The following is a 26,848-nucleotide window of genomic DNA, read 5'->3' as shown; positions in this document are numbered from 1 at the left end:
CCGATGAGCATAACGCTACGTGCAATGACGCCAGATGACCTCGATAACTGCTACGCGATGACCCAGGCGCTGAAATGGCCGCATCGCCGCGAAGACTGGCAGCTGGCGTTGCAACTAGGTGAGGGCACGGTGATTGAGGAGCAGGGCAAACTGATTGCCAGCGCCGTGCTGTGGCGCTGGGGCGAACAGGCGGCCACCGTCGGTCTGGTGATCGTTGACAATCAGCAGCAGGGACGGGGGCTCGGCAAACAGCTGATGCTGGCGCAACTGGAAAAACTGCCCGGCTACAACGTGCGTCTGCACGCCACGGAAATGGGCAAAGGACTGTATGAAAAACTCGGTTTTGTCAGCTGCGGTGAGATCCGCCAGCATCAGACCCGCGCACTGTTAAGCGTACCGCAGGTCACCGTGCCTGCCGGACTGGAACTGCGCCGCGCCAGCGCAGCCGACAAATCGTCGCTGGTGGCGCTGGATTATCAGGCGCACGGGATGCACCGTCCGGCGCTGTTTGATCATCTGCTCAGCGACACGCAGACCGTACTGTTACAGGATGCCGATCGGCAGATCCACGGTTTCGCCAGCCTGCGCCGCTTTGGTCACGGCTGGGCGATTGGTCCGGTGATTGCCGATGATTTCCCGCTGGCGCAGACGCTGGTCGCCGCGCTGATGCAGGGCGTGCAGGGGGAGTTTCTGCGCATTGATACCGATGCCAGCCTGCCGCTGGCCGCCTGGCTCAGCACTCTGGGAGTGGAACAGGTTGACGCGCCGACCACCATGGTACGCGGCACGCCGTGGACGCCGCAGGGAATGCAGGCGTTTGGCCTGATGACGCAGGCGATGGCCTGATGCAGCTCGTCTATAAATCTGAGCCGGAACGTGGCCGGCTGTGGCAGCGCTGGCTGGCACAACATGCGCCAGACATTACGCTGCATATCTGGCCCGAAACCGGTGAACCGGATCAGGTTGATGCGCTGATCGCCTGGCAGCCACCCGACGATATAGCCGCCTGTTTCCCCAATCTGAAACTGCTGTTTTCAGTTGGCGCAGGGGCCGATCAGTTTGACCTGACCGTCTTGCCGCCCGATTTGCCGGTCATCCGGATGATTGAACCGGGCCTGACGCAGGGCATGGTCGAATATGTCACCTTCTCGGTGCTGGGCCTGCATCGGGATATGCCGCGCTATTTCCAGCAGCAACGCCAGCAACAGTGGCAGGCGCACAGTGCGCTGCCAGCCGCGCAGCGGCGGGTTGGGGTAATGGGAATGGGCGAACTGGGCCAGGCGGCATTGCGACAGTTGGTGGCGCTGGGTTTTGACTGCGCCGGCTGGAGCCGGACCCCACGCCAGTTTAGCGGCGTACGCTGCTGGCACGGCGACGACCAGCTGGCCGAATTTCTGGCACACAGCGATATCCTGGTCTGCCTGCTGCCGCTGACCGCCACGACTCACGGCCTCCTCAATAGCGCGCTGTTTAACCAGCTCCCGCACGGTGCCGCGCTGGTGCAGGCTGGCCGCGGTCCGCAGCTCAATCATGACGATCTGCTGCTGGCACTGGAGAGCGGTCAGCTTCGCGCGGCGGTGATTGATGTCACCGATCCGGAGCCGTTACCGCCGTCGCATCCCTTCTGGCGTCATCCGGCGATCTGGCTGACGCCGCACATCGCCAGCCAGACTCAAAACGAAAGTGCCATTGTCGCCCTGCTGGATAACCTGCGGCGCTATCAGCGCGGGGAGCCGCTGCACGGGCTGATTGACCGCTCGCGAGGATATTAAAATGGACGCTTTAGTCGCACTGCGCCGTGATTTGCACGCTCATCCGGAGATCGGTTTTCAGGAGCAACGCACCAGCGATATCGTGGCCGCCTTTCTTGAGCAGCAGGGTATTGAGGTCTATCGCGGCATCGGTAAAACCGGCGTGGTCGGGGTGCTGAAAAAGGGCACCAGCTCCCGCATGATCGGGCTGCGCGCCGATATGGATGCGCTGCCGATGCAGGATCAGGGGGAGGCGGCGTGGAAAAGTCAGGTGGAGCAGGTCAGTCACGCCTGCGGTCACGATGGTCACACCGTGATGCTGCTGGGGGCCGCGGAGGTGCTGGCACGCGATATCGCCTTTGATGGCAGCGTCTGCTTTATTTTCCAGCCAGCCGAAGAAGGACTGGCCGGGGCGAAGGCGATGATCGACGACGGGCTGTTCAGTCGTTTTCCCTGTGACGCCGTCTATGCCATTCATAACTGGCCGCAACTGCCGCTGGGCACGGTGCAAACCCGGCCCGGGCCGATTATGGCGGCGGCCGATCGCTTTGATATCCGGGTGTTCGGCGGTGGCGGTCATGCAGCACAACCGCACCTGACACGCGATACCCTGCTGGCCACCAGTGAACTGGTGGTGCAGCTCAATACCCTGGTGGCGCGTGCGCTCGATCCCTGCGAAACCGGGTTGTTAACCGTCACCCGGATGCAGGGCGGCTTTTCGCACAATATGATCCCGGCCGAAGCCAGCCTTACCGGCACGGTTCGCACCTTCAACCCGGCGGCACAGGCGACGCTGGAAGCGCGGCTACGCCAGATGGCAGAACACATCACCGCCGCGCACGGCCTGCGTGCCGAGGTCAGCTATCACCGCTATTACCCGGCGACCATCAACAGTGCCGCCGAAGCGCAGTTCTGTCTGCAGGCGCTGAGTCAGGCGGGCATCCCGACTGACGTCGCACCGCAGCCGGCGCTCACTTCCGAAGATTTCGCTTTCATGCTGCAGGCGCGTCCCGGCGCGTATCTGTGGCTGGGATCGGCCCCCAGTAAGCCACTGCATCATGCTGCCTATGACTTTAATGATGCGCTGATTCCGCATGGCATTCAGGTATTTGTCGCGCTGATCCGTCAGGCGCTGGCAGAGAAATTTCCCTGCTGAATGCAGCAGGATTTTGACAGGAAATGCCGCTGCCTGCGGAATTACGGCAGCGTAAGAAACCAACGGGTTGCGATACTTGAGCCAACCGAACGTTACGTGGATGAGGGTTTAAAATGCAGAATGTCATGGCAGAGCAGCAAGCATACTCCGATAACAGCCTGTTACTGGATGCACGCGAGCAGAACGTGCCGCGTGGCGTGGTCACCGCACATCCGTTGGTGATCGAACGAGCCAAAGGCAGCGAAGTGTGGGATGTAGAAGGCAATCGCTATCTCGATTTTGTTGGCGGCATTGGCGTGCTGAATGTCGGTCATAATCACCCGGCGGTGGTCAACGCCGTCACCCGTCAGCTGGGCATGGTGTCCCACGCCTGTTTTCAGGTGGTCGCCTATCCGGGCTACATTACGCTGGCCCAGCGGCTGAACAAGCTGGTGGGCGGTGACGACGCGTACAAAAGCGTCTTTTTCACCAGCGGTGCCGAAGCGGTAGAAAATGCGGTGAAGATCGCCCGTGCGCATACCCAGCGCCCCGGCATCATCGCCTTTGATGGCGCCTTTCACGGCCGCACGCTGCTGGGTGTCACTCTGACCGGCATGTCTGCGCCTTATAAACAGAATTTTGGTCCGTTCCCTGGCGATATCTATCGCCTGCCGTTTCCTAATCCGCTGCATGGCATCAGTGAAGTGGACTGCCTGAAAGCGCTGGATCAGCTGTTTGCGGTACAGATCCTGCCGGAGCGGGTGGCGGCAATTATTATCGAGCCGGTGCAGGGCGACGGCGGCTTCCTGCCGGCCGGTCCGGCGTTTATGCAGGCGCTGCGGCGCATCACCGCTCAGCACGGCATTCTGTTGATTTGTGATGAAGTGCAGACCGGTTTTGGCCGTACCGGCAAGATGTTCGCCTTCCAGCATCTCGACATCAAACCCGATCTGGTTACTCTGGCGAAAAGTCTGGGCGGCGGCCTGCCGATTTCCGGCGTAGTCGGTAAAGCAGAGATCATGGACGCGCCGACTCCCGGCGGGCTGGGCGGCACCTATGGCGGCAATGCGCTGGCCTGTGCCGCGGCGCTGGCGGTACTGGACCTGTTCGAGCAGGACAACCTGCTGCAGCGATCCTGCCAGCTTGGCGAACAGCTCAATGCGCGTCTGCGGCAGCTGGCGGATAAATATGCCTGCATCGGTGACGTGCGTGGCGTCGGCTTTATGCAGGCGGTAGAGATTCTGGATTTTGAGACCGGACGGCCCGACGCGGCACTGACGCAGAAGATCCTGGATAGCGCCTGCCAGGAAGGTTTGCTGCTGATTAAGTGTGGGCTGCATCGTAATACTATTCGCTTTCTGGCGCCGCTGGTCACCACCGACTCGCAACTGGAAGAAGCGTTGCATATCTTCGATATTGCCCTGGCCCGTGCCACGGGACGGTTAGGATAAGTCGAGCTTCCTCATTGATATTGTTAAAGTAATTTGAAAATCTCCCGCTGGTATAACCACTGCTTAGCGCTGGCGCGTTTACCGTAAAGCGTGTTATACCTTCGGGAGGTTCTGCACATTTGATTAAGAGCCTATCCCATTAGGCTATTTCATTTGTCAGTCTGAACCTGGGCAGTGCTCACAATCCTCCCGTACTACCTGGTACGCTCCGGTTGTTCCGCGCTGTTCGTGCCCAGACTGCCTGCAACAATTACGCCTACTGGGATAGGCTCTGACAATGAGGGGTGCTATGAACGGCTTAATGAAACTTGACCGCATCGACATCAATATCCTGGTGCAACTCCAGAAAGATGGCCGTATCAGCAACGTTAACCTCGCCGATGCGGTAGGCCTTTCCCCCAGCCCCTGTCTGCAACGGGTCAAGCGTCTGGAACAGGCGGGCTTTATCACCGGCTATGAAGCGCATATTAACCTGACGCGGATCACCGATTCGGTAACGGTATTTACCGAAGTGACTCTCTCCGGTCATCGTCGCGAAGACTTTATGAAATTCGAAAGTGCGATGCGCGACGTGGATGAACTGATGGAGTGCCATCTGATCACCGGCGGTTACGACTATTTGCTGCGCTTTATTACCCGCAGCATTGAACATTACCAGGAAGTGATTGAGAAGATGCTCGACGCACAGATCGGCATCGATAAGTACTTCAGCTATATCGTTATTAAGTCACCGATCATGAAAAGCAGCGTGCCGTTACGATCGCTGATCGGTAAACAAAATTCGGTCGAGTTTGGTGTGTAGCGGGCGGTCTGTGATCGCTCATCCCCGCTTTCCCTCATCCCAGGGAAGGCGGGGCAGCTGCACTGTCAGTAACGATCCCGCCGCTGGTCATGACTGCGGCTTAACGGCATATTCTCCGCGTTCCTTGTTCAGATTTGCCTTCGCCAACGTGCCTGTTATTTAACCCCGCATTTCCCGTTCTGATTTACCCCCGCCAACGCGTCCGTCATTTTAGCCCTGTTTTCTGCGTCGACGCGCCACAGTGAAACTGATGGCCGGTCATGCCAGCAGCGGGAATCCGGCGCACAGCATAAAATTTCTTTCGCCGCTGAAATTCAGGCGCTACAACACCTTCTGATGCACGCTACGGTCTTAACCGTTTCGCAAACCCTTTTACACTGTTTTCAACCGATACAAGGAGTTGTCATGAGTTCATTAATCATTGCTGACCAGCACTGGCAACGTGATGCGTTCACCGTGTCCACCGCGCGCCAGCAGCTGGACCTTGACTGGATCCATCGCCAGCTGGCTGAAAAGTCCTACTGGGCGCAGGGTCAGCCGCGGGCCAAAACCGAGCGGGCGATTGCCGGATCATTGCCGTTTGGCCTCTATCACCAGCAGGCGCAGATCGGTTTCGCCCGGCTGATTACTGACTACACCCGTTTTGGCTGGCTGTGTGATGTGATGATCGATGAAAACTGGCGTGGGCACGGGCTGGGCAGCTGGCTGGCCGCCTGCGTCCGTGAACATCCCGAACTGCAAACGGTGCACCGCTGGATGCTGTCAACCCGTGATGCCCATCAGGTCTACCAGCGACTTGGCTGGCGTGTGGTGCAAGATCCGCAGACGCTGATGGAATTTCCTCCCTCCTGACTCCGGAGTTACCCTGAGATGCGATACCGCGTTGGCGTGGATATTGGCGGATCCTTTACCGATTTCGCCGTGCTTGATCAGCAAACCAATCAGATTCATACCCTCAAAGTCCTGTCGCGCCCGGATCGGCCGGGCAGCGAAATCGTCAACGGGCTGACGCAGTTTCAGCAGCGTGATGGCATTGAACCGACAGAGATTGGCTATTTTACCCACGGCACCACGGTCGGAATCAACGCGGTGATCCAGCGCCGCGGCGTTCGGCTGGCGCTGTTTGCCACCGAAGGCTTCTGCGATGTGCTGGAGCTGGCACGGCTGAAAATTCCGCATATCCATGACCTCTTCTCGCGGCGTCCCGCACCGCTGATTAGCCGCGATCGGGTGTTTGCTATCCGCGAACGCAGCGACTGTCACGGCAACGTGCTGCAACCGGTCGATCGTCAAAGCGTGCTGGATGCGATCGCGCAGGCGCGGGCGGCGGGCTGTCAGGGCATTGTGGTTTCGCTGCTGCACAGTTACCGCAACCGGCACAATGAAGCTGCCGTTAAAGCGATTATTGACGAAGTGGCACCCGAGCTGCTGACCTCCTGTTCGGCCGATATCTGGCCGATCATTCGTGAATACGAACGCACCATCACCGCCACCATCAACGCCTATGTCCAGCCGATGGTGATCAACTACCTCGAATCGTTTGAGCAGGCGCTGCAGCGTATCGGGGTGAAGCCCCCGCCGCGCATTACCAAATCGAATGGCGGCGTGATGGGCATTGAGCAGGCGAAACGCGAGTGCGTACAGATGGTACTCTCCGGGACCGCATCCGGAGTGATCGGGGCCAGTTATCTCGCCAGCGCCTGCGGTTTCGACAAAATTCTCAGCCTCGATATCGGCGGCACCAGTGCCGACGTGGCGGTGATTGTGGATGGCAAGGTGGCGCAGGGCAACGGCGAAATCATTGGTGATTTCCCGATCTTTATTCCGTCGGTTGCCGTGACCTCGGTCGGGCAGGGCGGCGGTTCACTGGCATGGATCGACGGCCAGGGCGTGCTGCAGATGGGACCGGACAGCGCCGGTTCGCTGCCGGGACCGGTCTGCTTCCAGCGCGGCGGGACGCAGCCTACCGCCACCGATGCCTTTGCCGCCTGTGGCATGATGGGCCACGGCGCGCTCGGCTATAACGCCGTGAGCGTAGATGTAGCCGCCGCCTGCGCGGCCTGGCAGCCACTGGCCGATGCGCTCAAGGTGAAGGTGCATGAAACGGCAGAGACCGCCATCCAGCTGGCGATCTCCAGCATGTACAGCGATACCAGCGGTTTGCTGTCACGGTTTGGCCTCGACCCGCGCGAATTCTGGTTCCTCGCCTTTGGCGGCGCAGGGCCGATGATGGGCTGCTTCCTGGCACGCGAGCTGAACATGAAAGGGGTGATCGTGCCGCCCACGCCTGGTGTCCTTTCGGCGCTCGGCGGGCTGGTGGCCGACATCCGCAATGACTTTATCCGCACTCTTTACAGTGACCTGACGCCAGCGCTGGCCGACACCTTAGCCAGCGAAGCGCAGGCGTTACAGCAACGTGCCTGTGGCTGGCTGGTGCAGGAGCATGGCAGCGAGATGCCGTACCAGCTGCAATTCAGCGCGGATATGCGCTATCGCGGCCAGTCGTTTGAGATTGAAGTGCCGCTGGAGGCGACCTGGCTGACGACGGCTGACGTCACGGCGCTGCATCAGGCGTTTGATCGTCAGCATCAGCAGCTGTTCGGTCACTGTGACGCAGATGCGCCGGTGCAGCTGATCAATCTGCGGCTGGTGATCGCCTCGCCGGTGCCAAAACCAGAAATTAATCGCCTGCCAGCCGCCACCGAACCGGTCGCGGTGCTGAAGCAGGTGACGGCGTGGATTGATGGCGCGTGGCATCAGGTGGATGTGGTGCTGCGGTCGGAACTGCGCGCCGGGCATCGGCTGACCGGTCCGGTGATCGTCGCCCAGGATGATTGCACCACCTGCGTGCCGCCCGGCATGTGGGTCAAAGTCGACCCCTTTGGTAACCTGCTGATCACTGCGAGCGAGGCGTAATATGGCAATTGACGGACGTAACCTGCAAATCCTCGCCAACTACTGCGCGGCCGCCGCCGATGCGATGGCGTTTACCCTGATGCGCACCGCGCACTCGACTTTTGTCAAAGAGACTGAAGATTTCTCCTGCCAGATTGTCAGCCGCACTGGCCTGGCGTTCGCCTCACCGCGCAGCTTTGGCGCACCCTGGTACAGCGGCATCGACTATGCGCCGGTGCTGGCGCTGATTGAGGATTACGCCGAGGGCGACATCTGCATTACCAATGATGCCTACGCCGGTAACGTCGCCACCCATTCGCCCGATATCCATATCTGGAAGCCGGTGTTTCATCAGGGCGAAATTGTCTGCTTCGTGGTTGGCCACATTCATAACACCGATGTCGGAGGGGCAGTACCGGCTTCGCTGTCGCGTTCGCTGACCGATATCGTGCAGGAGGGGATCCGCATTCCGCCGCTGAAAATCGTCAGCAACGGCGAACTGAACGACGATGTGGCCCGCATCATGCGGCTCAACGTGCGGGCACCAGAGCAGAACTGGGGCGACTTCAAAGCGCAGCTGGCGTCGGTTAACGTGGGTGAGCGCAAAATTCACGACATTATTGCCCGTTTTGGCGTAGATGATTTCCTGCAGGGCATTGAAGGGATTCTCGATTATGCCGAAGCACAGGCGCGCAGCATTATCGCCACCATTCCTGACGGCGACTATTTTTATGCCGACTACGCCGATGAAGATGGCGAAGGCGGCTATCCCTGTCGCATCGCCATTACGCTGCGGGTAGAGGGCGATCGGCTGGAGCTGGACTACACCGGCAGCGATCCCCAGTTAGCCTCCTCGCTGAACATGCCGACCGGCGGCCGTGAGCGGCATCCGCTGGCGCTGGTCGGCGTGACCTATGTGCTCTCTACGCTCGATCGTTCGCTGCTGCTCAACGCCGGTACGCTGCGGCCGACCCGGGCGATACTGCCGCCGGGCACGGTGATGAACTGTGAGGCACCGGCGGCGGTGGGCATGCGCTCACTGACCTGCGCGCTGTCGCAGATTGCTACCGTCGGCGTCTTCTCGCTGGCAATGCCGGACCGTCTGCCTGCTAACTCGCCCGGCGGCAACTCGATCATGAATATCCGCACCCAGACTCAAAACCGCAGCGTGGTTGCCTCGCTCGGTCCGGTCGGCGGTGGCGCAGGCGGCACGCCGCGTCATGACGGACCAGACGGCTCGGGTGGCCTCTCCGCCTTCCTGAAAAATACCCCGATTGAGATTAATGAAGCGGAAGTACCGATTCGTTTTCACCGCTATGGACTGGCCCAGGACAGCGCCGGTGCAGGCCAGTATCGCGGCGGATTAGCCACCGAAATGGCATTCGAAGTTTTCTCGCCCAATACCACTATTACCGCACGTAACCGCAACCGGTCGGTATTTGCCTCCGCCGGCGTGGTCGGCGGGCAGAGCGGGGCGCTGTCGCACTTCCGCACTCTGCGTGACGGCAGAGTGATTAACCACGGCAATACCGATGTGATCAGCGCAGAGCCGGGCGACGTGGTGGAAGTGCGCGGGCCGGGCGCAGGCGGTTATGGTTTGCCGTCACAGCGCGACCCGCAAGCGGTGCTACAGGATGTGCGCTGCGGCTTTCTCAGCCTTAACGCGGCCCGGCAACAGTATGGCGTGGCGATAGTGGATGATCAGCTGGATCTGCAGGAGACAGCCCGGTTGCGCGCCGCGATGCCACAGCAAGCGAGCCAGCATTTTGAGCACGGCGCGGCGCGTCAGCGCTTTGAATCGCTCTGGACAGCGCAGCGGTATCACTTGCTTACGGTTTTTCTTGCCGCAGCGCCGGTCAGCTGGCGGCACTTCCTGAAAACCCAGGTATTCCGCGCGGTGGAAGAAATAGGCGAAACGGCGGATATGGCGCAAATATTCAGTGATTTGCGTCAGCGATACCCGGCAATGGCGAACAACTAACGGCAATGCGGCATCGTCTACTACGCTTTAAGTCTGCAAGGACAACCAAGGGAAACGCGACGATGAGCATGAAAACCAGTGATTTTTTTGTCCAGCGCCTGAAAGAATGGGGCGTCACCCGGATTTACGGCTACCCTGGCGACGGTATTAACGGCGTGCTGGGGGCGATTCAGCGCGCCAATGAGAAGGGTGATGGCATCGAATTTATTCAGGTGCGCCACGAGGAAATGGCCGCATTTATGGCGGCCGGTCACGCCAAGTTCACCGGTGAAATGGGTGTTTGCCTGTCAACCGGCGGGCCTGGCGCAACCCATCTGCTGACCGGTCTGTATGACGCCAAAATGGACCATGCGCCGGTGCTGGCGATTGCCGGTCAGGCGGAAGCCACGGCCCGGGGAGCCAGCTATCAGCAGGAGATGAATCTGGATCGCATCTTCTCGGACGTGGCGAATTTCGTCCAGGAAGCGGCCGCGCCGGCTCAGGTTCGTCACCTGATCGATCGCGGTGTGCGTATTGCGAAGGCCCAGAACGGCGTCGCGGTGGTGATCATCCCCAAAGATATCCAGGATGAAGAGTGGCAGGCGCCGCAGCATCTGCACGGCTTCACCCATTCGGGCAGCGGCTATCAGCGGCCAAAAGTGGTTCCGTATGAAGCGGATCTGCAACGGGCTGCCGACATACTGAACGCCGGTAAAAAAGTGGCGATTCTGATTGGCGCCGGCGCGCGTAACGCTGCGGTTGAGGTGGTGCAGGCCGCCAACGTGCTGGGTGCCGGCGTGGCGAAAGCGCTGCTGGGCAAAGATGTGCTGCCGGACGACGCGCCGTTTGTTACCGGATCGATTGGCCTGCTCGGCACCAAACCCTCGTCAGATTTAATGAAAAACTGCGATACCCTGTTGATGATTGGCAGCGGCTTCCCGTGGACCGAATTTTTGCCGGAAGAGGGCAAGGCGCGGGCGGTACAGATCGATATCGATCCGGCGATGCTCGGCCTGCGCTATCCCTGTGAAGTCAACCTGCATGGCGATGCCGCCGAAACCCTGCGCGCGCTGCTGCCGTTGCTGGAGCATAAGCAGGATCGAAGCTGGCAGGAAGATATTGCGGTTCAGGTACGTGACTGGTGGACGCTGATGGAAGAGCGGGCCATGGCACCGGCGAATCCGGTCAATCCGCAGCGCGTCGTGTGGGAGATGTCACCACAGCTGCCGGACAATGCGATTGTCACCTCTGACTCCGGCTCGTGCGCCAACTGGTTTGCCCGCGATTATCGGGTCAAACAGGGACAGCGCGCCTCGCTCTCCGGCGGGCTGGCCTGCATGGGTGCCGCTGTCCCTTACGCCATCGCGGCTAAGTTTGCTCACCCGGAAAAACCGGTGGTGGCGCTGGTCGGTGATGGCGCAATGCAGATGAATAACATGGCGGAGCTGATCACCATTCAGAAATACTGGCAACAGTGGGCCGACCCGCGTCTGATCGTCTGCGTGTTCAACAATCAGGATCTTAATCAGGTGACCTGGGAACAGCGGGTGATGGAAGGCAATCCGCGCTTTGACGCTTCGCAGCAGCTGCCGGATGTAAAATACGCCGGGTTTGCTGAGTCGCTGGGATTAACTGGCATTTTTGTCGACAACCCTGACGATCTGGCTGCCGCCTGGCAGCGTGCGTTGAGCGCCGACCGCCCGGTGTTGCTGGAGGTGAAAACCGATCCGGAAGTCGCTCCGCTGCCGCCGCACATCACCTTTAAGCAGGCAAAAGCCTTTATGGCGTCGATGGCGAAAGGTGACCGTGGCGCGGCGCAAATCATCAGTGATACCGCCAGTCAGCTGTTGCATAAAAAGCATTAAGGGTTAAGCCGGGCCATGTTGCGCCGCTACCCTTACGCTTTTCTCCCCGGGCGCACTCGCGTCCGGGTATTCCCCCTTCTTCAGCATAACTAACGGGAGTCTTACCATGGCTACTGATACAAGCCCTGTCTGGTTTATTTCGGGATGCTCTACCGGTTTTGGTCGCGAACTGGCGCAGCAGACTATCGCGCGCGGTTTCCGGGTGGTGGTCACGGCACGTGACACCGCGAAAGTCGCCGATCTGGTTGAAGGGCATGACAATGCGCTGGCGGTGGCGCTGGATGTCACTCAGCAATCCAGCATCGATCAGGCGGTGCAGGCAGCGCTGAATGCGTTCGGCACCATTGATGTTCTGGTGAATAATGCCGGTTATGGCTACCAGAGTTCGGTGGAAGAGGGTGAGGAGCAGGAGATCCGCGCTCAGTTCGATGCCAACGTATTCGGTCTGTTTGCCCTGACCCGGGCAGTGCTGCCAGCGATGCGTAAGGCGCGCAGCGGGCACATCATTAACATCACCTCAGTGGCGGGCTTTATCGGCTTTGCCAGCTCCGGTTACTACTCGGCCAGCAAGCATGCGGTGGAAGGCTGGTCCGACTCGCTGGCACAGGAAGCGGGTCCGCTGGGTATTCACGTCACCTGCGTCGAGCCGGGTCCATTCCGCACCGACTGGGCCGGCCGCTCGCTGCATCAGACCCCAAGCACCTTGCCGGAATATGCTGATACCGCTGCCGCCCGGATGAAAGCTACCGCCGAATACAGCGGCACTCAGAAAGGCGATCCTGCCCGTGCAGCTCAGGCGATGATTGCGATTACCGAACATGATAATCCGCCACGTCATCTGGTAATGGGCGCATGGGGCTATGAGGCAGTCACCAGTAAGCTCAAAGAACGTCTGGCGCAGATTGAAGCGTGGAAACAGACGTCGGTGGACACCGATTTTCCTGAGTAGGTAGTAGGTGACTGTACTGCGGATGGCGGCAAGTCGTCAGAATGTGGAAATGAATCCGAAGCCGGTACAACAGAAAGGCCCGGATAACGGGCCTTTCACCGCGAAGCGCGAGCCTAAATTTCCTGCGTTTCGCGCACCTGCAGCTCTTGCAACTTGCGGCGCACCAGGGCAGAGGAGGAGCGTTTTTTCGCCTGAGCTAACTGGGCTTTAATGGCGGGCAGATCGGGTCTGGCCATCCACTCAGCAATCAACAGTGCCTTTAACTCCCGGTTCCCGACCTCAGTCGGATCCAAAGCGGTGGTATCATCGTGTTTATCGTAATACGACATAACAAGCTCTCCCTGTAGTCACTATTTTATAAGCCTGGAAAAATTCCGGGATTAAAGGTTGCGGTGCTTTCTTCGGCAACCCTGTTCGGCGATTGTAGCGTAGTTCATTTTTTAACCCAAGCATGGCATCGTAAATCTCCTCCAGGGGTGTCGGACGATTGCGGTCAACGATCTCTCCTGACGCGGCCTGGAAAACAAAACCGCCAATACAGCAGCTTTCATAGTGTGCAATTAACGCCAGTACTACGTTCTTTAAAACGACAGCACTGCCCAATCCGGCAAGGCTAATGTGGCGAAAATCACCCAGGCACTCCAGACCATCGAACACGTCAAAACAGACCTCAGCCAGGCCGTTAACCGGAAAGGAGATGCCTTGTGGCATCCGGTATCCGATACGGGTAAAGATATGTTCATCAATCAGGTTGCCAGCGATAACGGTGTAAGACTTATTACCGGCAACAAACACGTAGCTGTGATGAACCCGCCGGTCGTAAATGAATCTTTTTCGCCTGATGTCGTAGTGTTCGAGAAAAACCTCTTCGTCTATGCGCACTTATCATCCTTGCATGCAGCCTGTAAATCCTTAAGCCGCGATTTTTCAGTAGCTGCCCGGACTCGTCAAACACCCATATGAAAATTAGGGTTATCCATTCCAGAGTGATAGTCGCTGTTGCTGCGCATCGACCTTATTTTGCGACCCTTGCCGCACTTCATCTCAGCAATGCGCCCCGTTATCGCGCATCCGTGCGCTATCGCCGTGCTGAAAAAATCCGCCCCCGCATCCGTTAGTGGTCTCAGGCCATCATAAGAATTCGATCTTGTATCCCAGTCCGTATCCCGTCTGGCATCCCCGTTTCAGACCGGTCCGTTCACCGCTTTCTGGCACGCTTCCTGCACTTACTCATCAGCGATGTTACTGGCGAGGTAGACCATGTTTGACTCCTTATTAGATGAAGATGCGACCACCCTGGCGGCGATGATCCGCAGCGGTGACGTTTCGGCCAGCGAACTGACTCAGGCCGCGCTAGCGCGTATGGCGCGGCGGGAGCCTGACATTCAGGCGTTTTGTACGCCGACGCCGGATCGGGCGCTGGCACAGGCAAAAGCGCTGGATGCCCGCAGGGCACGCGGTGAAACGCTGGGTGCGCTGGCAGGCGTGCCGCTGGCGGTAAAGGATTTGATCTGCACCGCCAGCGTACGTACCACCTCGGGTTCGGCTGCATATCAGGATTTTATTCCTGACGACGACGATATTACGGTCGAGCGACTGCTGGCAGCCGATGCCATTCTGCTGGGCAAAACCACCGCGCCGGAGTTTGGTTATAGCGGCGTCGGACACAATCCTCTGTTCCCGTCGCCCCGCAATCCGTGGGATCTGACGAAGACACCTGGCGGCTCCAGTGCCGGATCGGGCGCGGCAGTGGCGGCGCGGCTCTGTCCGATCGCCCTTGGCAGTGATGGCGGCGGCTCGGTGCGCATTCCGGCGGCTCACTGCGGCATTTACGGGTTCAAAGCCTCAATGGGACGCGTCCCGCTGTGGCCCGGCTGTCGCGATGAACGTTATCCGGGCGTCTCGAGCTGGGAATCGCTGGAGCACATTGGCCCGATGACGCGCACGGTACGCGACGCCGCCTTGATGATGTCGCTGATGGCTGGCCCGGATATGCGCGATCGCCACTCGATTCCCTGTAGCGACGTTGACTGGCTGGGCGCGCCCGATCAGCCGGTCGAAAAACTGCGCATCGCCTTTAGCGCCGATTTTGGCTACGTGGCGGTCGATCCTGAGGTCCGCGCCGTGGTCAGTGGCGCCGCGCAGCGTTTTGCGGCGGAAATCGGCGCAGAGCTGGAGCTGGCCGATCCTGGTTTCAGCGATCCCTCGGCGGCATTTGGTGCGCTGGTGGCGATGGAAAGCGATCTTAGTGGGATGCGCAGGATGATGGAGCAGCAGGGCGATCGGATGTCGCCGCACCTGGTCGCCATGCTACAGCGCGACTGGCGGGCCGAAACCTTTACCGACGCCATCACCACCCGCAAAGCGGTCAGCAATAGCCTGTGGCGTTTTATGCAGCGCTACGATCTGCTGATCACCCCGACGCTGGCGGTGCCGCCGTTCGCGCTCGGTATGCAGGGGCCGGAAATCATCGATGGCCGCATGGTACGCAGCGATCACTGGCTGTCGTTCTGCTTCCCGTTCAACTTCACCGGCCAGCCAGCGGCCTCGGTGCCGGCCGGTTTCACCGCCAGTGGCCTGCCGGTGGGACTGCAAATTGTCGGACGGCATCTTGATGATGCTTTAGTGCTGGCTGCCAGCGCGGCTTTCGAGCGCATTCAGCCGTGGAACCACCTCCAACCTGGAATCGCCCAATGAAAAACGCCTCTGCACCTGCATTAGAACAGGAATTTGAACATCAGCCGGTGCCGCTAACGCACCGCCACTCCACCCGTTCCGTCTCGGCAGTCTGGTTCGGCTTTCCGATGATCCTGACCAATGCGCTATTCGGCGGCATCATCACCTGGCACCTGGGCTTCTGGCCGGCGCTGATCGCCATTCTGCTCGGTAATCTGGTGCTGTTCGCCTACGTCGGCGCGCTGAGCTGGTACGCCGGTAACAGCGGGATGAACTTTGCCTTACAGGCGCGCCGCACTTTTGGCAGTAAAGGTTACATTCTGGTCTCCGGCTTTCTCTCGACCGTGGTGATTGGCTGGTACGCGTTTCAGACCGGGCTGACCGGCACGGTAATTAATCAGACCTTTGGCTGGAATGCGCTGGCGGTTACCGCCTTTGCCATGGTGCTTTATACCGCCATTACCTTTCTCGGGGTGCGTGCGCTGTCGGTACTGGGGATGATCGCCGCGCCGCTGTTTGTGGTGCTGGGCGGGGTGGCGCTCTGGCTGATTAGCCAGCAGCATGATTTCACAACCGTCACCCACTGGCAGGGCAGCGCCAGTGCGGCGGGCGCGATGAGTATGGGCACCGCCGTCACCATGGTGGTAGCTGGCTTTGCCGACTCCGGCACCATGACCGCCGACTTTACCCGCTGGTCGAAAAATGGCCGTTCCGCGGTGATCGCCGCATTCTCAGCCTTTCCGGTGGCGAATGTGATCTCCTATCTGTTTGGGGTGGTGATCGTCGCGGTCGGCGCGGCGGTCGATCCGCTGACCAATGGCGGCAACTTTCTGCCGATGCTGATGGGACACAGCGCCTTTTTATCGGTAGTGGCCTGCCTGTTCGTGTTCATCAACCTCGGCTCGGTCTGCACCCACTGCCTGTATAACGGCGCAGTGGGTTTCAGCCATCTGTTCAGCAGCAAAATGCGCCTCTGGACGCTGATTCTGGGCGCGATTGGCGGGGCGCTGGCGCTGGCCGGCGTCTGGTCTTACTTCCTTGAATGGCTGAGTCTGCTGGGGATTGTGGTGCCGCCGTTTGGCGCAGTGATGATTGTTGATCTGATTTTTATGGCGAAAATCAGCGAGCAGCGACCGTCACAGCGTTTTCGCGCTACCGCCTTTGCGGCCTGGGCGATCGGCAGCCTGTGCGCGGTCATCGCTCATCTGGCCTTTCCGCAATTTGGTGAGGCGGTGATTGGCCTGGTGACCGCCGCCCTCAGTTACAGCCTGATTAGCCGGGCGCGTGCGCCGCAGCCGGTGATGGAGAATAAAAATGCCTGATTACAGCGTCAACTCTGTGCCTTACGCCTGGCCGTTTGACGGCGGTTTCAGCCCGGCCGATACCGCGCTGGTGGTGATTGATATGCAAACTGACTTTTGCGGCGTTGGCGGCTACGTCGATACTATGGGTTACGATGTGGCGCTGACCCGTGCCCCGATTGCGCCGTTGCAGCAGGTGCTGGCGGCGATGCGCGCCCGACAGTTTCCGATCATCCATACCCGCGAAGGGCATCGGCCGGACCTCAGCGATTTGCCGGCCAATAAGCACTGGCGATCGCGACGGATGAAGGCGGGCATCGGTGATGCCGGGCCGTGCGGTCGTATTCTGGTACGAGGCGAACCCGGCTGGGAGATTATCCCGGAACTGGCGCCGCTACCGGGCGAGGTGGTGATTGATAAACCGGGCAAAGGTTCGTTTTACGCCACCGATCTGGAGTTGATCCTGCGCAGCCGCAACATCCGCAATCTGATCCTCAGCGGCATCACCACTGATGTTTGCGTGCACACCACGCTGCGTGAAGCCAACGATCGCGGATTTGAATGTCTGGTGCTGTCTGACTGCTGCGCCGCCACCGAGCGGCGACATCATGAAGCGGCGCTGAGTATGATCCACATGCAGGGCGGGATTTTTGGCGCGGTTGCCAGTTCGGCTGCCTTGCTGGATAGCCTCGGCGGATAACCCACAGCGGCCCGCAGACGGTCAGCTCTGCCGCGCATCGCGCTGTGGGCTGGCCTCAACCAGACTGGCAAGCTGATCGACCGGAACCGCGTGACTGAACAGATAACCCTGTAGCTGATTACAGCCCGCATCTGCCAGCGCTGACATCTGGCCTGGCGTCTCAACGCCTTCGGCGGTCACCATCAGGCCCATCGCATGTCCCAGCTTAACCACTGACTCAATAATGGCGACCGAATTATCCGCTACGCCCAGCGACTGCGTAAACGAGCGGTCAATTTTGATCTTATCGACCGGGAAGTGGCTGAGATAGTTCAGGCTTGAGTAGCCGGTACCAAAATCATCCAGCGCGATGCGGAAACCCGCCTCGCGTAGCGCGATAATGATGGCGCGCGCCTCTTGCTCATCTTCGATCAACACTCCTTCGGTGATCTCCAGCTCAATCCACATCGGATCGCCGCCGTGCTGCCGGACAATTTCAGTCATCCGTTCAACAAAGCCGGTGGCACGAAACTGCACCGGCGAGACGTTGACCGCCACCATCAGGCCGGGAAAACGCTGCTGGGTGGCGCAGGCTTCCGCCAGCACCCACTCTCCGAGCGGAATAATCAGCCCGGTCTCTTCGGCAATCGCAATAAATTCGCCGGGCACCACCAGGCCACGGGTCGGATGATGCCAGCGCAGCAGCGCCTCGACGCCGACCATCTGCTGACCGCCAATGTCCATCAGCGGCTGATACCAGACTTCCAGCCCCTGCTGGCGTTGCAGCGCGCTGCGCAGGTCAGCGGCGATGGTCTGACGGGTACGCACCGACTCATCCATCGCCCGTTCAAACTGTCGATATTTACCGCGTCCGCCGCTTTTGGCTTCGTACAGCGCAATGTCCGCTTTGCGCATTAATTCCAGCCGATCAACGCCATCTTTGGGGGCCAGCGCCAGACCGATGCTGGCACCGCTCCAGACCTCACTGCCAAACAGCGTAAACGGCTGGCTGAGCTGGTCGATGATGCGCTGCGCCAGCCCCTGCGCCTGGGAAAGCGTCTCTACTTCTGGCATCACCACGATAAACTCATCGCCGCCGATCCGCCCGACGGTATCGCTGGCGCGCACCATCCGGCTCAGGTGCTGCGCCACGGCAATGATCAGCTCGTCACCGGCATGATGGCCATGGGTATCGTTGATCGCTTTAAAACGATCCAGATCGATCAGCAGCAGCGCCACCCGCTGATCGTGACGCGTGGCCAGCGCCAGAGCCTGAGTCAGACGATCTTCTACCAGCGCACGATTGGGCAGACCGGTCAGCACATCGTGAAACGCCAGATGCTGCGCCTGCGCCTCAGACGCGCCCAGCTTCAGCATCGACTGCGACAGAGTGATCGACGAGGTCCAGAGGCGACGCACCATATACAGGCAGAGCAGGGAGATCGCCAGCACCGCCAGACCGGTTGACGGGCCGATCGTGCGCAACATCTGCGCGCCGGGACGGGCTGGCACCCAGTTGAGGTAGCCGACCGCATCACCGGATTGCGCAATCAGCAGGTAGCGCGCTTCGGTTCCGGGCTGCGGCGTCCCGTTGGAGAAGTGCAGTCCTTTTAGCTGGTTGCGTTCGGCCAGGCTGGCCAGATAGCCATCGTCGAGGAACTTAAGGCTGACCAGCCGGAAGCGCGGCAGGGCATCACTGTCGCGCTGAATATTACCGACCGCCAGCGCGGCTGCACGACCAGCTAAGCGGGCATAATCGACCTTATCCTCACGGCCCCGACTCTGAACCACCGGGCTTTGCAGGATGTCGTTAATCAGTGTGGCTTCCTGCTTTGGCGCGACCGGCTGGCCATCACGCCATACCCTGACGATCTGGTTTTGCGGGTCCAGCACCAGAATCAGCTGATGGCCAAACATCTCAAACAGCCAGTTGCCAATGTTCTCATCCAGCCAGCCCGGCGCGGTATCCTGATCCAGCAGATACTGCTGAAGCGGCCGCCAGCGCGACAGGCTGCGTAGCTGGCGCAGATGTTCGTCCAGGCTCTGGGAGAAAGAGGCTTCAATCATCCGCTGCTGCTGTTGCCGGGCCTCGGCGTTGGTCAGAGAGGTGCCAATGAACAGCGCTGTGCCCGCGCCGCCAAAGGTCAGCAGCAGAATCGCCACCAGCGGCACCAGCACTTCACGCAGAAAACTGCGGCGGAAATCGCCAGAAAGTTTAAGGCTGTTTATCATTTTTATTTTTTCTCTGCAGCAGGAGTACAGCTTAAAAACTAGCAGACGGTAACGGGTCTTCCACACAAACCTTCACGCACAGTGAAGCCGGCGATGGTTTTTGCGGTGAAGGTGAGGGAAGCAGGAGCAGCTGTGACAGAAAGGAAAAGATGGCTTGAGGGGATTTAATCCAGTCAGGCTTATGGGTGATGGGTTTTTTGATGTGCCCCCATCCCCCAAATTCACCTCTCCTTCACTCCTCCGTCACGGTTCTGTCATCTGATCCGGTCAAGGTAATGCCATCCCGCAGTGACTTTTCGCTGCGTCCCCACTCTGTAACCCGTGAGGATTTCATCGTGATGGAGTTATCCAGACATCCGACCACTGTCTATCAGGCCGTCGCTGCACAACTCGAACAGGCGCTACAGCAACGCTACCGCTGTGGCGACTATCTTCCCTCCGAGCAACAACTGGCCGATCACTATGAAGTTAACCGCCATACCCTGCGCCGGGCGGTGGATGAACTGGTGAACAAAGGGCTGCTGCAACGCCGTCATGGCGTCGGCATTCTGGTGCTGATGCGGCCTTATGACTATCCGCTGCACGCTCAGGCGCGCTTTAGCCAGAACCTGATGGAGCAGGGCAGTCACCCGACCAGCGAGCGGCTGTTGGCGGTGTTGCGTCCGGCCAGCCAGGACGTCGCCAGCGCACTGGGCATCAAAGAGGGCGACAACGTCATTCACCTGCGCACTCTGCGACGTGCCAACGGCGTGCCGTTGTGTGTCATCAACCATTTCCTTGCCGATCTCAGCTGGTGGCCGCAGTTGCAGCATTTTAACAGCGGTTCGCTGCACGATTACCTCGACAAGCACACCGGCAAACAGCTGGTGCGTACCCAGACCCGCATCAGCACCCGGCGAGCGCAGGCGAAAGAGTGCAAGCAGCTGGAAATCGCGCTGCATTCGCCGCTGCTCTGCGTGCGGACGCTGAATAAAACCCGTGACGGTGCGATGGCCGAATACTCGGTCAGCCTGACGCGCGGCGACATGATTGAACTGACTCTGGAGCATTAATGGAACAGCAAACGGCCCGCCAGCGCTGGCTTTCAGTGCTGGCACACAGCAGCGCGGCACAGCTTAACGCGCACTGGCAGGCGCTTAACCTCCAGCCAGCGTTCACCCTGATTCGTCCGGCAGAGATCGGCCTGACCCGGCTGCAGGCGCGGATGGGCGCGACCGGTAAACGCTTTGTGATGGGGGATGCGACGGTGACGCGCGCGGTGGTGCAGCTCAGCGACGGGACGCTGGGCTACAGCTACATCCTGGGACGTGACAAAGCCCATGCCGAGCGCTGCGCCTTACTCGATGCCCTGTTACAGCAGCCGGAAACCCGGACGCTGTTGGAAGAGAAAATTATTACCCCGCTGGCGGCATGGCGTGATGAGCAGCGTCAGCTGCGCGCGCGTGAAATTGCCAGCAGCAAAGTGGACTTCTTTACGCTGGTACGCGGAGATAACTGATGACTTTACTGGCAAGTTTTAACCATCCGGTGGCGGATGCACAGCGCGCATTTCGTCGCATCCTCAAGGCGATGAGCGAACCTGGCGTGATGGTGTCGCTGCCGCTGCAACAGGGCTGGGGCGCACTGTCGCCTGCCGCCACCGCACTGTTACTGACGCTGGTCGATCAGGAAAGCCCGGTCTGGCTGGATGCGCAGATCGATAACGAACAGCTGCGCAATAACCTGCGCTTCCATACCGGCGCGCCGATTACTGCGCAACAGGATGCGCCTTTCGCGCTCAGTCATGCCAGCTCACATCCCGATCCGGCCCATTTTGCCGCCGGTGATAATCTGGCACCGGAAAAGAGCACCACCCTGATTATTGAAGTGCCGTCGCTGAATGGCGGCCTGACGCTGCGCCTCTCCGGACCGGGCCTGCGTGAAACCCGCGCCATTGCGCCGCAGCTGCCGGAAAGCGTGCTGGCCTATCTGCGCAGCCGACCACATCCGTTCCCGCAGGGCGTCGATCTGATTTTTACCTGTGGCGAAGCGATGATGGCGGTGCCGCGCACCACGCTTGTGGAGGTGTGCTGATGTATGTTGCGGTAAAAGGGGGCGAAAAGGCGATTGCCCACGCCCATCAACTGCAGGCCGATCTGCGGCGCGGCGATCGGGATGTCGCCGAACTGGGCTGCGATCAGGTGGCACAGCAGCTCGGTCTGGCGGTCGATCGGGTGATGACTGAAGGTGGAATTTACGATCCGGAACTGGCGGCGCTGGCGATCAAGCAGGCCAGCGGCGATCTGGTGGAGGCGATCTTCCTGCTGCGCGCCTATCGCACCACGCTGCCACGACTGGCGGAGAGCCGACCGCTGGCGACCGGATCGATGCGTATCGAGCGGCGTATCTCGGCGGTCTACAAAGATCTGCCGGGCGGCCAGGTACTGGGACCGACCTATGACTACAGCCACCGTCTGCTCGACTTTACGCTGCTGGCCAACGGTGAAACGCCGGCATCGCCACGTGACGATCGGGCACTGGACGCCGCCTGTCCGCACATGTTCAGCATGATGAGCGATGAAGGGCTGGCGGTGCGTGAAGAGGATGACGGCAGCGAACCGACCGATATCACCCGCGAGCCGATGAGCTTTCCTGCCTCACGCGCCGCCCGGTTACAGCAACTGGTGCGCGGTGATGAAGGTTTTCTGCTGGCGCTCGGTTATTCAACCCAGCGCGGCTATGGTCGCACCCACCCGTTTGCCGGTGAGATCCGTACCGGCTATCTCAGCGTCAGCATCTGCCCGGAAGAGCTGGGGTTTGAGCTGGAGATCGGTGAACTGCTGCTGACCGAGTGCGAAATGGTCAACGGCTTCGCCCACAGCGATGACAGCGCGCCGCATTTCACCCGCGGCTACGGTCTGGTGTTTGGTCGCGCCGAACGCAAAGCGATGGCGATGGCGCTGGTTGACCGGGCGCTGCAGAGCCGTGAGCAGCAGGAACGCATCACCAGCCCGGCGCAGGATGAAGAGTTTGTGCTGTCGCACGCCGATAACGTCGAAGCCGCGGGCTTCGTCTCCCACCTCAAACTGCCGCACTACGTCGATTTCCAGGCCGAGCTGGAACTGCTGAAACGGCTGCGGCAGGATCATCAGGAGCGCAACCATGGCTGAACTCCACGGTTATAACAACGGCTATCTGGATGAGCAGACCAAACGCACCATCCGCCGCGCGATCCTCAAAGCAGTGGCGATCCCTGGCTATCAGGTGCCGTTTGCCGGACGGGAAATGCCGATGCCTTACGGCTGGGGCACCGGCGGCATTCAGATCACCGCCAGCGTGATTGGCGATCAGGATGTGCTGAAGGTGATCGATCAGGGTGCAGATGACACCACCAATGCGGTGTCGATTCGTCGCTTTTTTCAGCGGGTCAGCGGGGCGGCGACCACCGAACGTACCGCCGATGCCACGCTGATCCAGACCCGGCATCGCATTCCGGAAACGCCGCTGGAAGAGGACCAGATTTTGATCTTCCAGGTGCCGATCCCGGAGCCGCTGCGCTTTATCGAGCCGCGTGAAACCGAAACCCGGACCATGCACGCGCTGGAGGAGTACGGCATCATGCAGGTCAAACTGTATGAAGATATTGCCCGCTACGGTCATATCGCCACCACCTATGCCTATCCGGTCAGGGTCAACGATCGTTATGTCATGGACCCATCGCCGATCCCCAAATTCGATAACCCGAAAATGCACATGATGCCGGCCCTGCAACTGTTCGGTGCCGGCCGCGAAAAGCGCATTTACGCCTTACCGCCCTATACCAAAGTAGAAAGTCTCGACTTCGACGACCATCCGTTCACCGTTCAGCAGTGGGATGAACCCTGTGCGCTGTGCGGCTCGCGCCACAGCTATCTCGACGAGGTAGTGATGGACGATCAGGGAACGCGGATGTTTGTCTGCTCCGACACCGACTTTTGCCATCAGCAGCAGGAACAGCAACATGCACAGTGATCAGCCGCTGCTTGCGGTCAGCCAGCTCACCCATCTTTATGCGCCGGGCAAAGGGTTCGAACAGGTCAGTTTTGATCTCTATCCGGGCGAAGTGCTGGGCATTGTCGGCGAGTCCGGCTCCGGCAAAACCACACTGCTGCACAGCCTGTCGGCGCGTCTGACGCCGCAACAGGGCAGCATTCTTTATCAGGGACGCGACCTCTATCAGATGAGCGAAAGCGATCGCCGTCGTCTGCTGCGCACCGAATGGGGCGTGGTGCATCAGCATCCGCTGGACGGATTGCGGCCGCAGGTCAGCGCCGGCGGCAATATCGGCGAACGGCTGATGGCGGTCGGCCAGCGCCACTATGGCGATATCCGTGCCGAAGCCAGCCGCTGGCTGCAGGCGGTAGAGATTGCCGCTAACCGTATCGACGATCTGCCGACCACCTTTTCCGGCGGGATGCAGCAGCGTCTGCAGATTGCCCGCAACCTGGTGACCCAGCCACGCCTGATGTTTATGGATGAGCCGACCGGCGGGCTGGATGTGTCGGTACAGGCGCGACTGCTGGATTTGCTGCGCACGCTGGTGCGGGAACTTAATCTGGCGGTGGTGATTGTCACCCACGATCTCGGGGTGGCGCGACTGCTGGCGCACCGGCTGCTGGTGATGAAGCAGGGGCGGGTGGTGGAGAGCGGATTAACCGATCGGGTGCTTGACGATCCCCATCATCCTTACACGCAATTGCTGGTCTCTTCGGTGCTCAATTAAATGATGACTCACACCCCCATGTTGCAGGTTGAGAATCTGTGTAAAACCTTTGTGCTGCATAACCAGAACGGCGCTGCGCTGCCGGTATTGCAGAACGCCAGCCTGACGGTCAGTCAGGGCGAATGTGTGGTGCTGCAGGGCCACTCCGGCAGCGGTAAATCGACTCTGCTGCGGGCGCTGTACGGCAACTATCAGCCCAACAGCGGCCATATCCGGCTGCAGCATCAGGGCGAATTGATCGATATGGCGCAGGCGACGGCGCGGCAGATCATCGCCATCCGGCGGGATACGGTCGGCTGGGTCAGCCAGTTCCTGCGGGTTATTCCGCGGGTGCCGACGCTGGAGATTGTGATGCAGCCGCTGCTGGAGCGCGGCGTCGAGCGCGCCTTCTGTGAAAAGCGCGCCCGTGAGCTGCTGAGCCGGCTTAACGTGCCGGAGCGTCTCTGGTCGCTGGCCCCGTCGACCTTTTCCGGCGGTGAGCAGCAGCGGGTTAACATCGCGCGCGGTTTTATCGCCGACTATCCGGTGCTGCTGCTGGATGAACCGACTGCCTCACTCGACAGTGTTAACCGTGACGCGGTGGTCGGACTGATTGAACAGGCGCGCGCCCGCGGTGCCGCCATTGTCGGCATTTTCCACGATGAAGCGGTGCGCGACCGGGTGGCCGATCGGCTGCACCTGATGCAACCGATCGCCACAGGAGCACAAGCATGATCATTAATAACGTCCGACTGGTGCTGGAAAACGAGGTGGTCGCCGGATCGCTGGAGTTCCGTGACGACCGCATCAGCAGCTTCAGCGAAACCGCCAGTCAGCAGCGGGGCGCGCTGGACGGCGAGGGCGCCTGGCTGCTGCCGGGGCTGGTGGAGCTGCACACCGATAACCTCGACAAGTTTTTCACTCCCCGGCCCAAAGTGGACTGGCCGGCCCATTCGGCGATGAGCAGCCACGATGCGCTGATGGTTTCCAGCGGGATTACCACCGTGCTGGATGCGATTGGCGTCGGAGACGTGCGCGACGGCGGGCACCGGCTGGAGAATCTCAGCAAGATGATCGACGCCATCCGCGACAGCAATCGTAAAGGGCTGAACCGCGCCGAGCATCTGCTGCACCTGCGCTGTGAGTTGCCGCATCCGACCACCTTGCCGCTGTTTGAGGCGCTGATGGGGACGCCGGAACTGGCGCTGGTATCGCTGATGGATCACTCACCGGGGCAGCGTCAGTACGCCTCGCTGGAAAAATATCGCGAGTACTATCAGGGCAAATATCAGCTCAACGATCAGGAGATGAACCTGTTCGAGCATGACCAGCTCACGCTGGCGGCTGCCTGGTCTCAGCCTAACCGCCAGGCGATTGCTGCGCTGTGCCGTGAGCATGGCATCGCCATCGCCAGCCACGACGATGCCACCGCGGCGCACGTTGAGGAGTCACATGCGGCGGGCAGCCGTATCGCCGAGTTCCCGACCACGCTGGAGGCGGCCCGCGCCTCGCGTTATCGCAATATGCAGGTGCTGATGGGCGCGCCAAACATCGTGCGCGGCGGCTCGCACTCCGGCAACGTCGCCGCCTGGGAGCTGGCGTCACACGGGTTGCTGAATATCCTGTCGTCAGATTACTACCCGGCCAGCCTGCTGGATGCGGCGTTCCGGCTGGCGGCGGATGAGCGCAACAGCCTTGGCATGGCGCAGGCTATCGCGCTGGTGACCTGTAATCCGGCGCGGGCGCTGGGACTGGAAGATCGCGGCGTGATTGCAGAAGGCTGCCGCGCCGATCTGGTGCTGGCGCATACCGCCCACGGTCACCCGCACGTGCGCCACGTCTGGAGCAAAGGCCGGCAGGTCTATTAATGGCGCGCCTTATCTGGTTAATCGGGCCGTCCGGATCGGGCAAGGATAGCCTGCTGAATGCGCTGCGCGATGCCCCGCCGGCACGGCTGCTGATTGCCCATCGCTACATCACCCGCGCCGCCGATGCTGGCGGTGAAAACCATGTGGCGCTGAGTGAGGCGGAGTTCGCCCGGCGTGCCGCGCTGGGGCTGTTCGCGGTCAGCTGGCAGGCGCACGGGTTTCATTACGGCATCGGTACTGAAGTGGAAAGCTGGCTGCAGCGCGGTCAGAACGTGGTGGTTAACGGCTCGCGGCTGCATCTGGCGCAGGCACAGGCGCGATTCGGGTCGCAGCTGCTGCCGCTCTGTCTGCAGGTGACACCGTCGGTGCTGGCGGTGCGGCTGCGTCAGCGGGGACGGGAAGATGACGCGGCGATCGCCCGGCGGCTGGCGCGTGCTGCCCAGCCCCAGCCGGACGGGTGTCTGCTGCTCAATAATGACGGGGCGCTGGACCGCACGGTACAGCAACTTCGACAGCTGCTGGAGACGCATCAATGAAACAGACCTTTGCTGGCAGCGCGGAGAC

General features: G+C 60.3%; 25 protein-coding genes. 22 read left to right on the top strand and 3 right to left on the bottom strand.

All coding sequences use genetic code 11. From position 1 onward, the window contains the following. Positions 1–3: 3 nt before the first annotated feature. The 10 genes from FHW04_RS11350 to FHW04_RS11305 all read left to right on the top strand — a co-directional run bounded on the left by FHW04_RS11350 (position 4) and on the right by FHW04_RS11305 (position 12,808). Positions 4–846, top strand: a complete 843-nt coding sequence (locus FHW04_RS11350) for a GNAT family N-acetyltransferase (protein ID WP_089561999.1) — start codon at positions 4–6, stop codon at positions 844–846. Beyond that, a complete protein-coding gene (locus tag FHW04_RS11345) occupies positions 846–1,772 on the top strand; it encodes a 2-hydroxyacid dehydrogenase (RefSeq protein WP_089562000.1) in 927 nt (308 codons plus the stop codon). The genes FHW04_RS11350 and FHW04_RS11345 overlap by 1 nt, the downstream gene beginning before the upstream one ends. 1 nt (position 1,773) lies before the next feature. Further along, the gene (locus FHW04_RS11340; RefSeq protein ID WP_031377060.1) at positions 1,774–2,907 is read left to right on the top strand and encodes a M20 aminoacylase family protein; all 1,134 of its coding nucleotides are present in this window, start codon (positions 1,774–1,776) and stop codon (positions 2,905–2,907) included. Between the two features lie 113 nt (positions 2,908–3,020). Next, complete coding sequence (gene gabT / locus FHW04_RS11335) at positions 3,021–4,337, top strand: 4-aminobutyrate--2-oxoglutarate transaminase (protein WP_031377061.1); 1,317 nt, start codon at positions 3,021–3,023, stop codon at positions 4,335–4,337. A 289-nt stretch (positions 4,338–4,626) separates the two neighbouring features. Beyond that, the gene (locus tag FHW04_RS11330; RefSeq protein ID WP_031377062.1) at positions 4,627–5,139 is read left to right on the top strand and encodes an Lrp/AsnC family transcriptional regulator; all 513 of its coding nucleotides are present in this window, start codon (positions 4,627–4,629) and stop codon (positions 5,137–5,139) included. Positions 5,140–5,544: 405 nt separating this feature from the next. Beyond that, on the top strand, positions 5,545–5,991 hold the full coding sequence (locus FHW04_RS11325) for a GNAT family N-acetyltransferase (protein ID WP_031377063.1): 447 nt from the start codon (positions 5,545–5,547) through the stop codon (positions 5,989–5,991). Between the two features lie 18 nt (positions 5,992–6,009). Beyond that, the gene (locus FHW04_RS11320) at positions 6,010–8,055 is read left to right on the top strand and encodes a hydantoinase/oxoprolinase family protein (RefSeq protein WP_089562001.1); all 2,046 of its coding nucleotides are present in this window, start codon (positions 6,010–6,012) and stop codon (positions 8,053–8,055) included. Position 8,056: 1 nt separating this feature from the next. Next, positions 8,057–10,015, top strand: coding sequence for a hydantoinase B/oxoprolinase family protein (locus FHW04_RS11315; protein ID WP_089562002.1), 1,959 nt, complete (start codon positions 8,057–8,059; stop codon positions 10,013–10,015). Between the two features lie 62 nt (positions 10,016–10,077). Continuing rightward, on the top strand, positions 10,078–11,859 hold the full coding sequence (locus tag FHW04_RS11310) for a thiamine pyrophosphate-requiring protein (protein WP_089562003.1): 1,782 nt from the start codon (positions 10,078–10,080) through the stop codon (positions 11,857–11,859). Between the two features lie 106 nt (positions 11,860–11,965). Continuing rightward, the gene (locus FHW04_RS11305; RefSeq protein WP_089562004.1) at positions 11,966–12,808 is read left to right on the top strand and encodes an oxidoreductase; all 843 of its coding nucleotides are present in this window, start codon (positions 11,966–11,968) and stop codon (positions 12,806–12,808) included. Positions 12,809–12,921: 113 nt separating this feature from the next. Here FHW04_RS11305 and FHW04_RS11300 read toward each other — a convergent pair whose 3' ends face one another. Together FHW04_RS11300 and FHW04_RS11295 are read right to left on the bottom strand one after the other, a co-directional pair. Next, positions 12,922–13,137, bottom strand: a complete 216-nt coding sequence (locus tag FHW04_RS11300) for a hypothetical protein (protein ID WP_031377802.1) — start codon at positions 13,135–13,137, stop codon at positions 12,922–12,924. Further along, positions 13,121–13,690: a hypothetical protein gene (locus tag FHW04_RS11295; protein ID WP_089562005.1), complete on the bottom strand. Its 570-nt coding sequence runs from the start codon at positions 13,688–13,690 to the stop codon at positions 13,121–13,123. The genes FHW04_RS11300 and FHW04_RS11295 overlap by 17 nt, the downstream gene beginning before the upstream one ends. A 378-nt stretch (positions 13,691–14,068) precedes the next feature. On the opposite strand from FHW04_RS11295, the gene FHW04_RS11290 reads away from it, so the two are divergent. From FHW04_RS11290 to biuH, 3 genes are read left to right on the top strand one after another with little or no spacing between them, the layout of a single operon-like run. Further along, complete coding sequence (locus FHW04_RS11290; protein WP_046288239.1) at positions 14,069–15,505, top strand: amidase; 1,437 nt, start codon at positions 14,069–14,071, stop codon at positions 15,503–15,505. Beyond that, positions 15,502–16,806, top strand: coding sequence for a purine-cytosine permease family protein (locus tag FHW04_RS11285; protein WP_046288240.1), 1,305 nt, complete (start codon positions 15,502–15,504; stop codon positions 16,804–16,806). Before FHW04_RS11290 ends, FHW04_RS11285 begins: the two co-directional genes overlap by 4 nt. Then, positions 16,799–17,485: a biuret amidohydrolase gene (gene biuH / locus FHW04_RS11280; RefSeq protein ID WP_046288241.1), complete on the top strand. Its 687-nt coding sequence runs from the start codon at positions 16,799–16,801 to the stop codon at positions 17,483–17,485. The genes FHW04_RS11285 and biuH overlap by 8 nt, the downstream gene beginning before the upstream one ends. A gap of 21 nt (positions 17,486–17,506) precedes the next feature. Here the strand turns inward: biuH and FHW04_RS11275 are convergent, their stop codons facing one another. Further along, the gene (locus tag FHW04_RS11275) at positions 17,507–19,696 is read right to left on the bottom strand and encodes a putative bifunctional diguanylate cyclase/phosphodiesterase (RefSeq protein ID WP_089562006.1); all 2,190 of its coding nucleotides are present in this window, start codon (positions 19,694–19,696) and stop codon (positions 17,507–17,509) included. 338 nt (positions 19,697–20,034) lie between these two features. Here FHW04_RS11275 and phnF point away from each other — a divergent pair, with 338 nt between their 5' ends. From phnF to phnN, 9 genes are read left to right on the top strand one after another with little or no spacing between them, the layout of a single operon-like run. Then, positions 20,035–20,748 carry a phosphonate metabolism transcriptional regulator PhnF gene (phnF, locus tag FHW04_RS11270; protein WP_089562007.1) on the top strand — a complete coding sequence of 238 codons (714 nt, stop codon included), beginning with the start codon at positions 20,035–20,037 and terminating at the stop codon, positions 20,746–20,748. Next, positions 20,748–21,194, top strand: coding sequence for a phosphonate C-P lyase system protein PhnG (gene phnG, locus FHW04_RS11265; RefSeq protein ID WP_031377905.1), 447 nt, complete (start codon positions 20,748–20,750; stop codon positions 21,192–21,194). Before phnF ends, phnG begins: the two co-directional genes overlap by 1 nt. Continuing rightward, entirely contained in the window at positions 21,194–21,769 is a 576-nt protein-coding gene (phnH, locus tag FHW04_RS11260; RefSeq protein ID WP_031377906.1) for a phosphonate C-P lyase system protein PhnH, read from the top strand. Before phnG ends, phnH begins: the two co-directional genes overlap by 1 nt. Then, complete coding sequence (locus tag FHW04_RS11255) at positions 21,769–22,845, top strand: carbon-phosphorus lyase complex subunit PhnI (protein WP_089562008.1); 1,077 nt, start codon at positions 21,769–21,771, stop codon at positions 22,843–22,845. The genes phnH and FHW04_RS11255 overlap by 1 nt, the downstream gene beginning before the upstream one ends. Further along, positions 22,838–23,686, top strand: coding sequence for an alpha-D-ribose 1-methylphosphonate 5-phosphate C-P-lyase PhnJ (locus FHW04_RS11250; RefSeq protein WP_046288242.1), 849 nt, complete (start codon positions 22,838–22,840; stop codon positions 23,684–23,686). Before FHW04_RS11255 ends, FHW04_RS11250 begins: the two co-directional genes overlap by 8 nt. Next, a complete protein-coding gene (phnK, locus tag FHW04_RS11245) occupies positions 23,676–24,437 on the top strand; it encodes a phosphonate C-P lyase system protein PhnK (protein ID WP_031377908.1) in 762 nt (253 codons plus the stop codon). The genes FHW04_RS11250 and phnK overlap by 11 nt, the downstream gene beginning before the upstream one ends. Next, on the top strand, positions 24,438–25,151 hold the full coding sequence (gene phnL / locus FHW04_RS11240; protein WP_031377909.1) for a phosphonate C-P lyase system protein PhnL: 714 nt from the start codon (positions 24,438–24,440) through the stop codon (positions 25,149–25,151). It begins immediately after the preceding gene. Beyond that, positions 25,148–26,284, top strand: a complete 1,137-nt coding sequence (gene phnM, locus FHW04_RS11235) for an alpha-D-ribose 1-methylphosphonate 5-triphosphate diphosphatase (RefSeq protein WP_089562009.1) — start codon at positions 25,148–25,150, stop codon at positions 26,282–26,284. The genes phnL and phnM overlap by 4 nt, the downstream gene beginning before the upstream one ends. Then, positions 26,284–26,820, top strand: coding sequence for a ribose 1,5-bisphosphokinase (gene phnN / locus FHW04_RS11230; protein WP_089562010.1), 537 nt, complete (start codon positions 26,284–26,286; stop codon positions 26,818–26,820). The genes phnM and phnN overlap by 1 nt, the downstream gene beginning before the upstream one ends. Positions 26,821–26,848: the final 28 nt, after the last annotated feature.

Source organism: Pantoea sp. AN62 (assembly GCF_050432985.1).
GTDB classification, from domain to species: domain Bacteria; phylum Pseudomonadota; class Gammaproteobacteria; order Enterobacterales; family Enterobacteriaceae; genus Pantoea; species Pantoea brenneri.
This window is presented reverse-complemented; position numbering and strand designations above follow the sequence as displayed.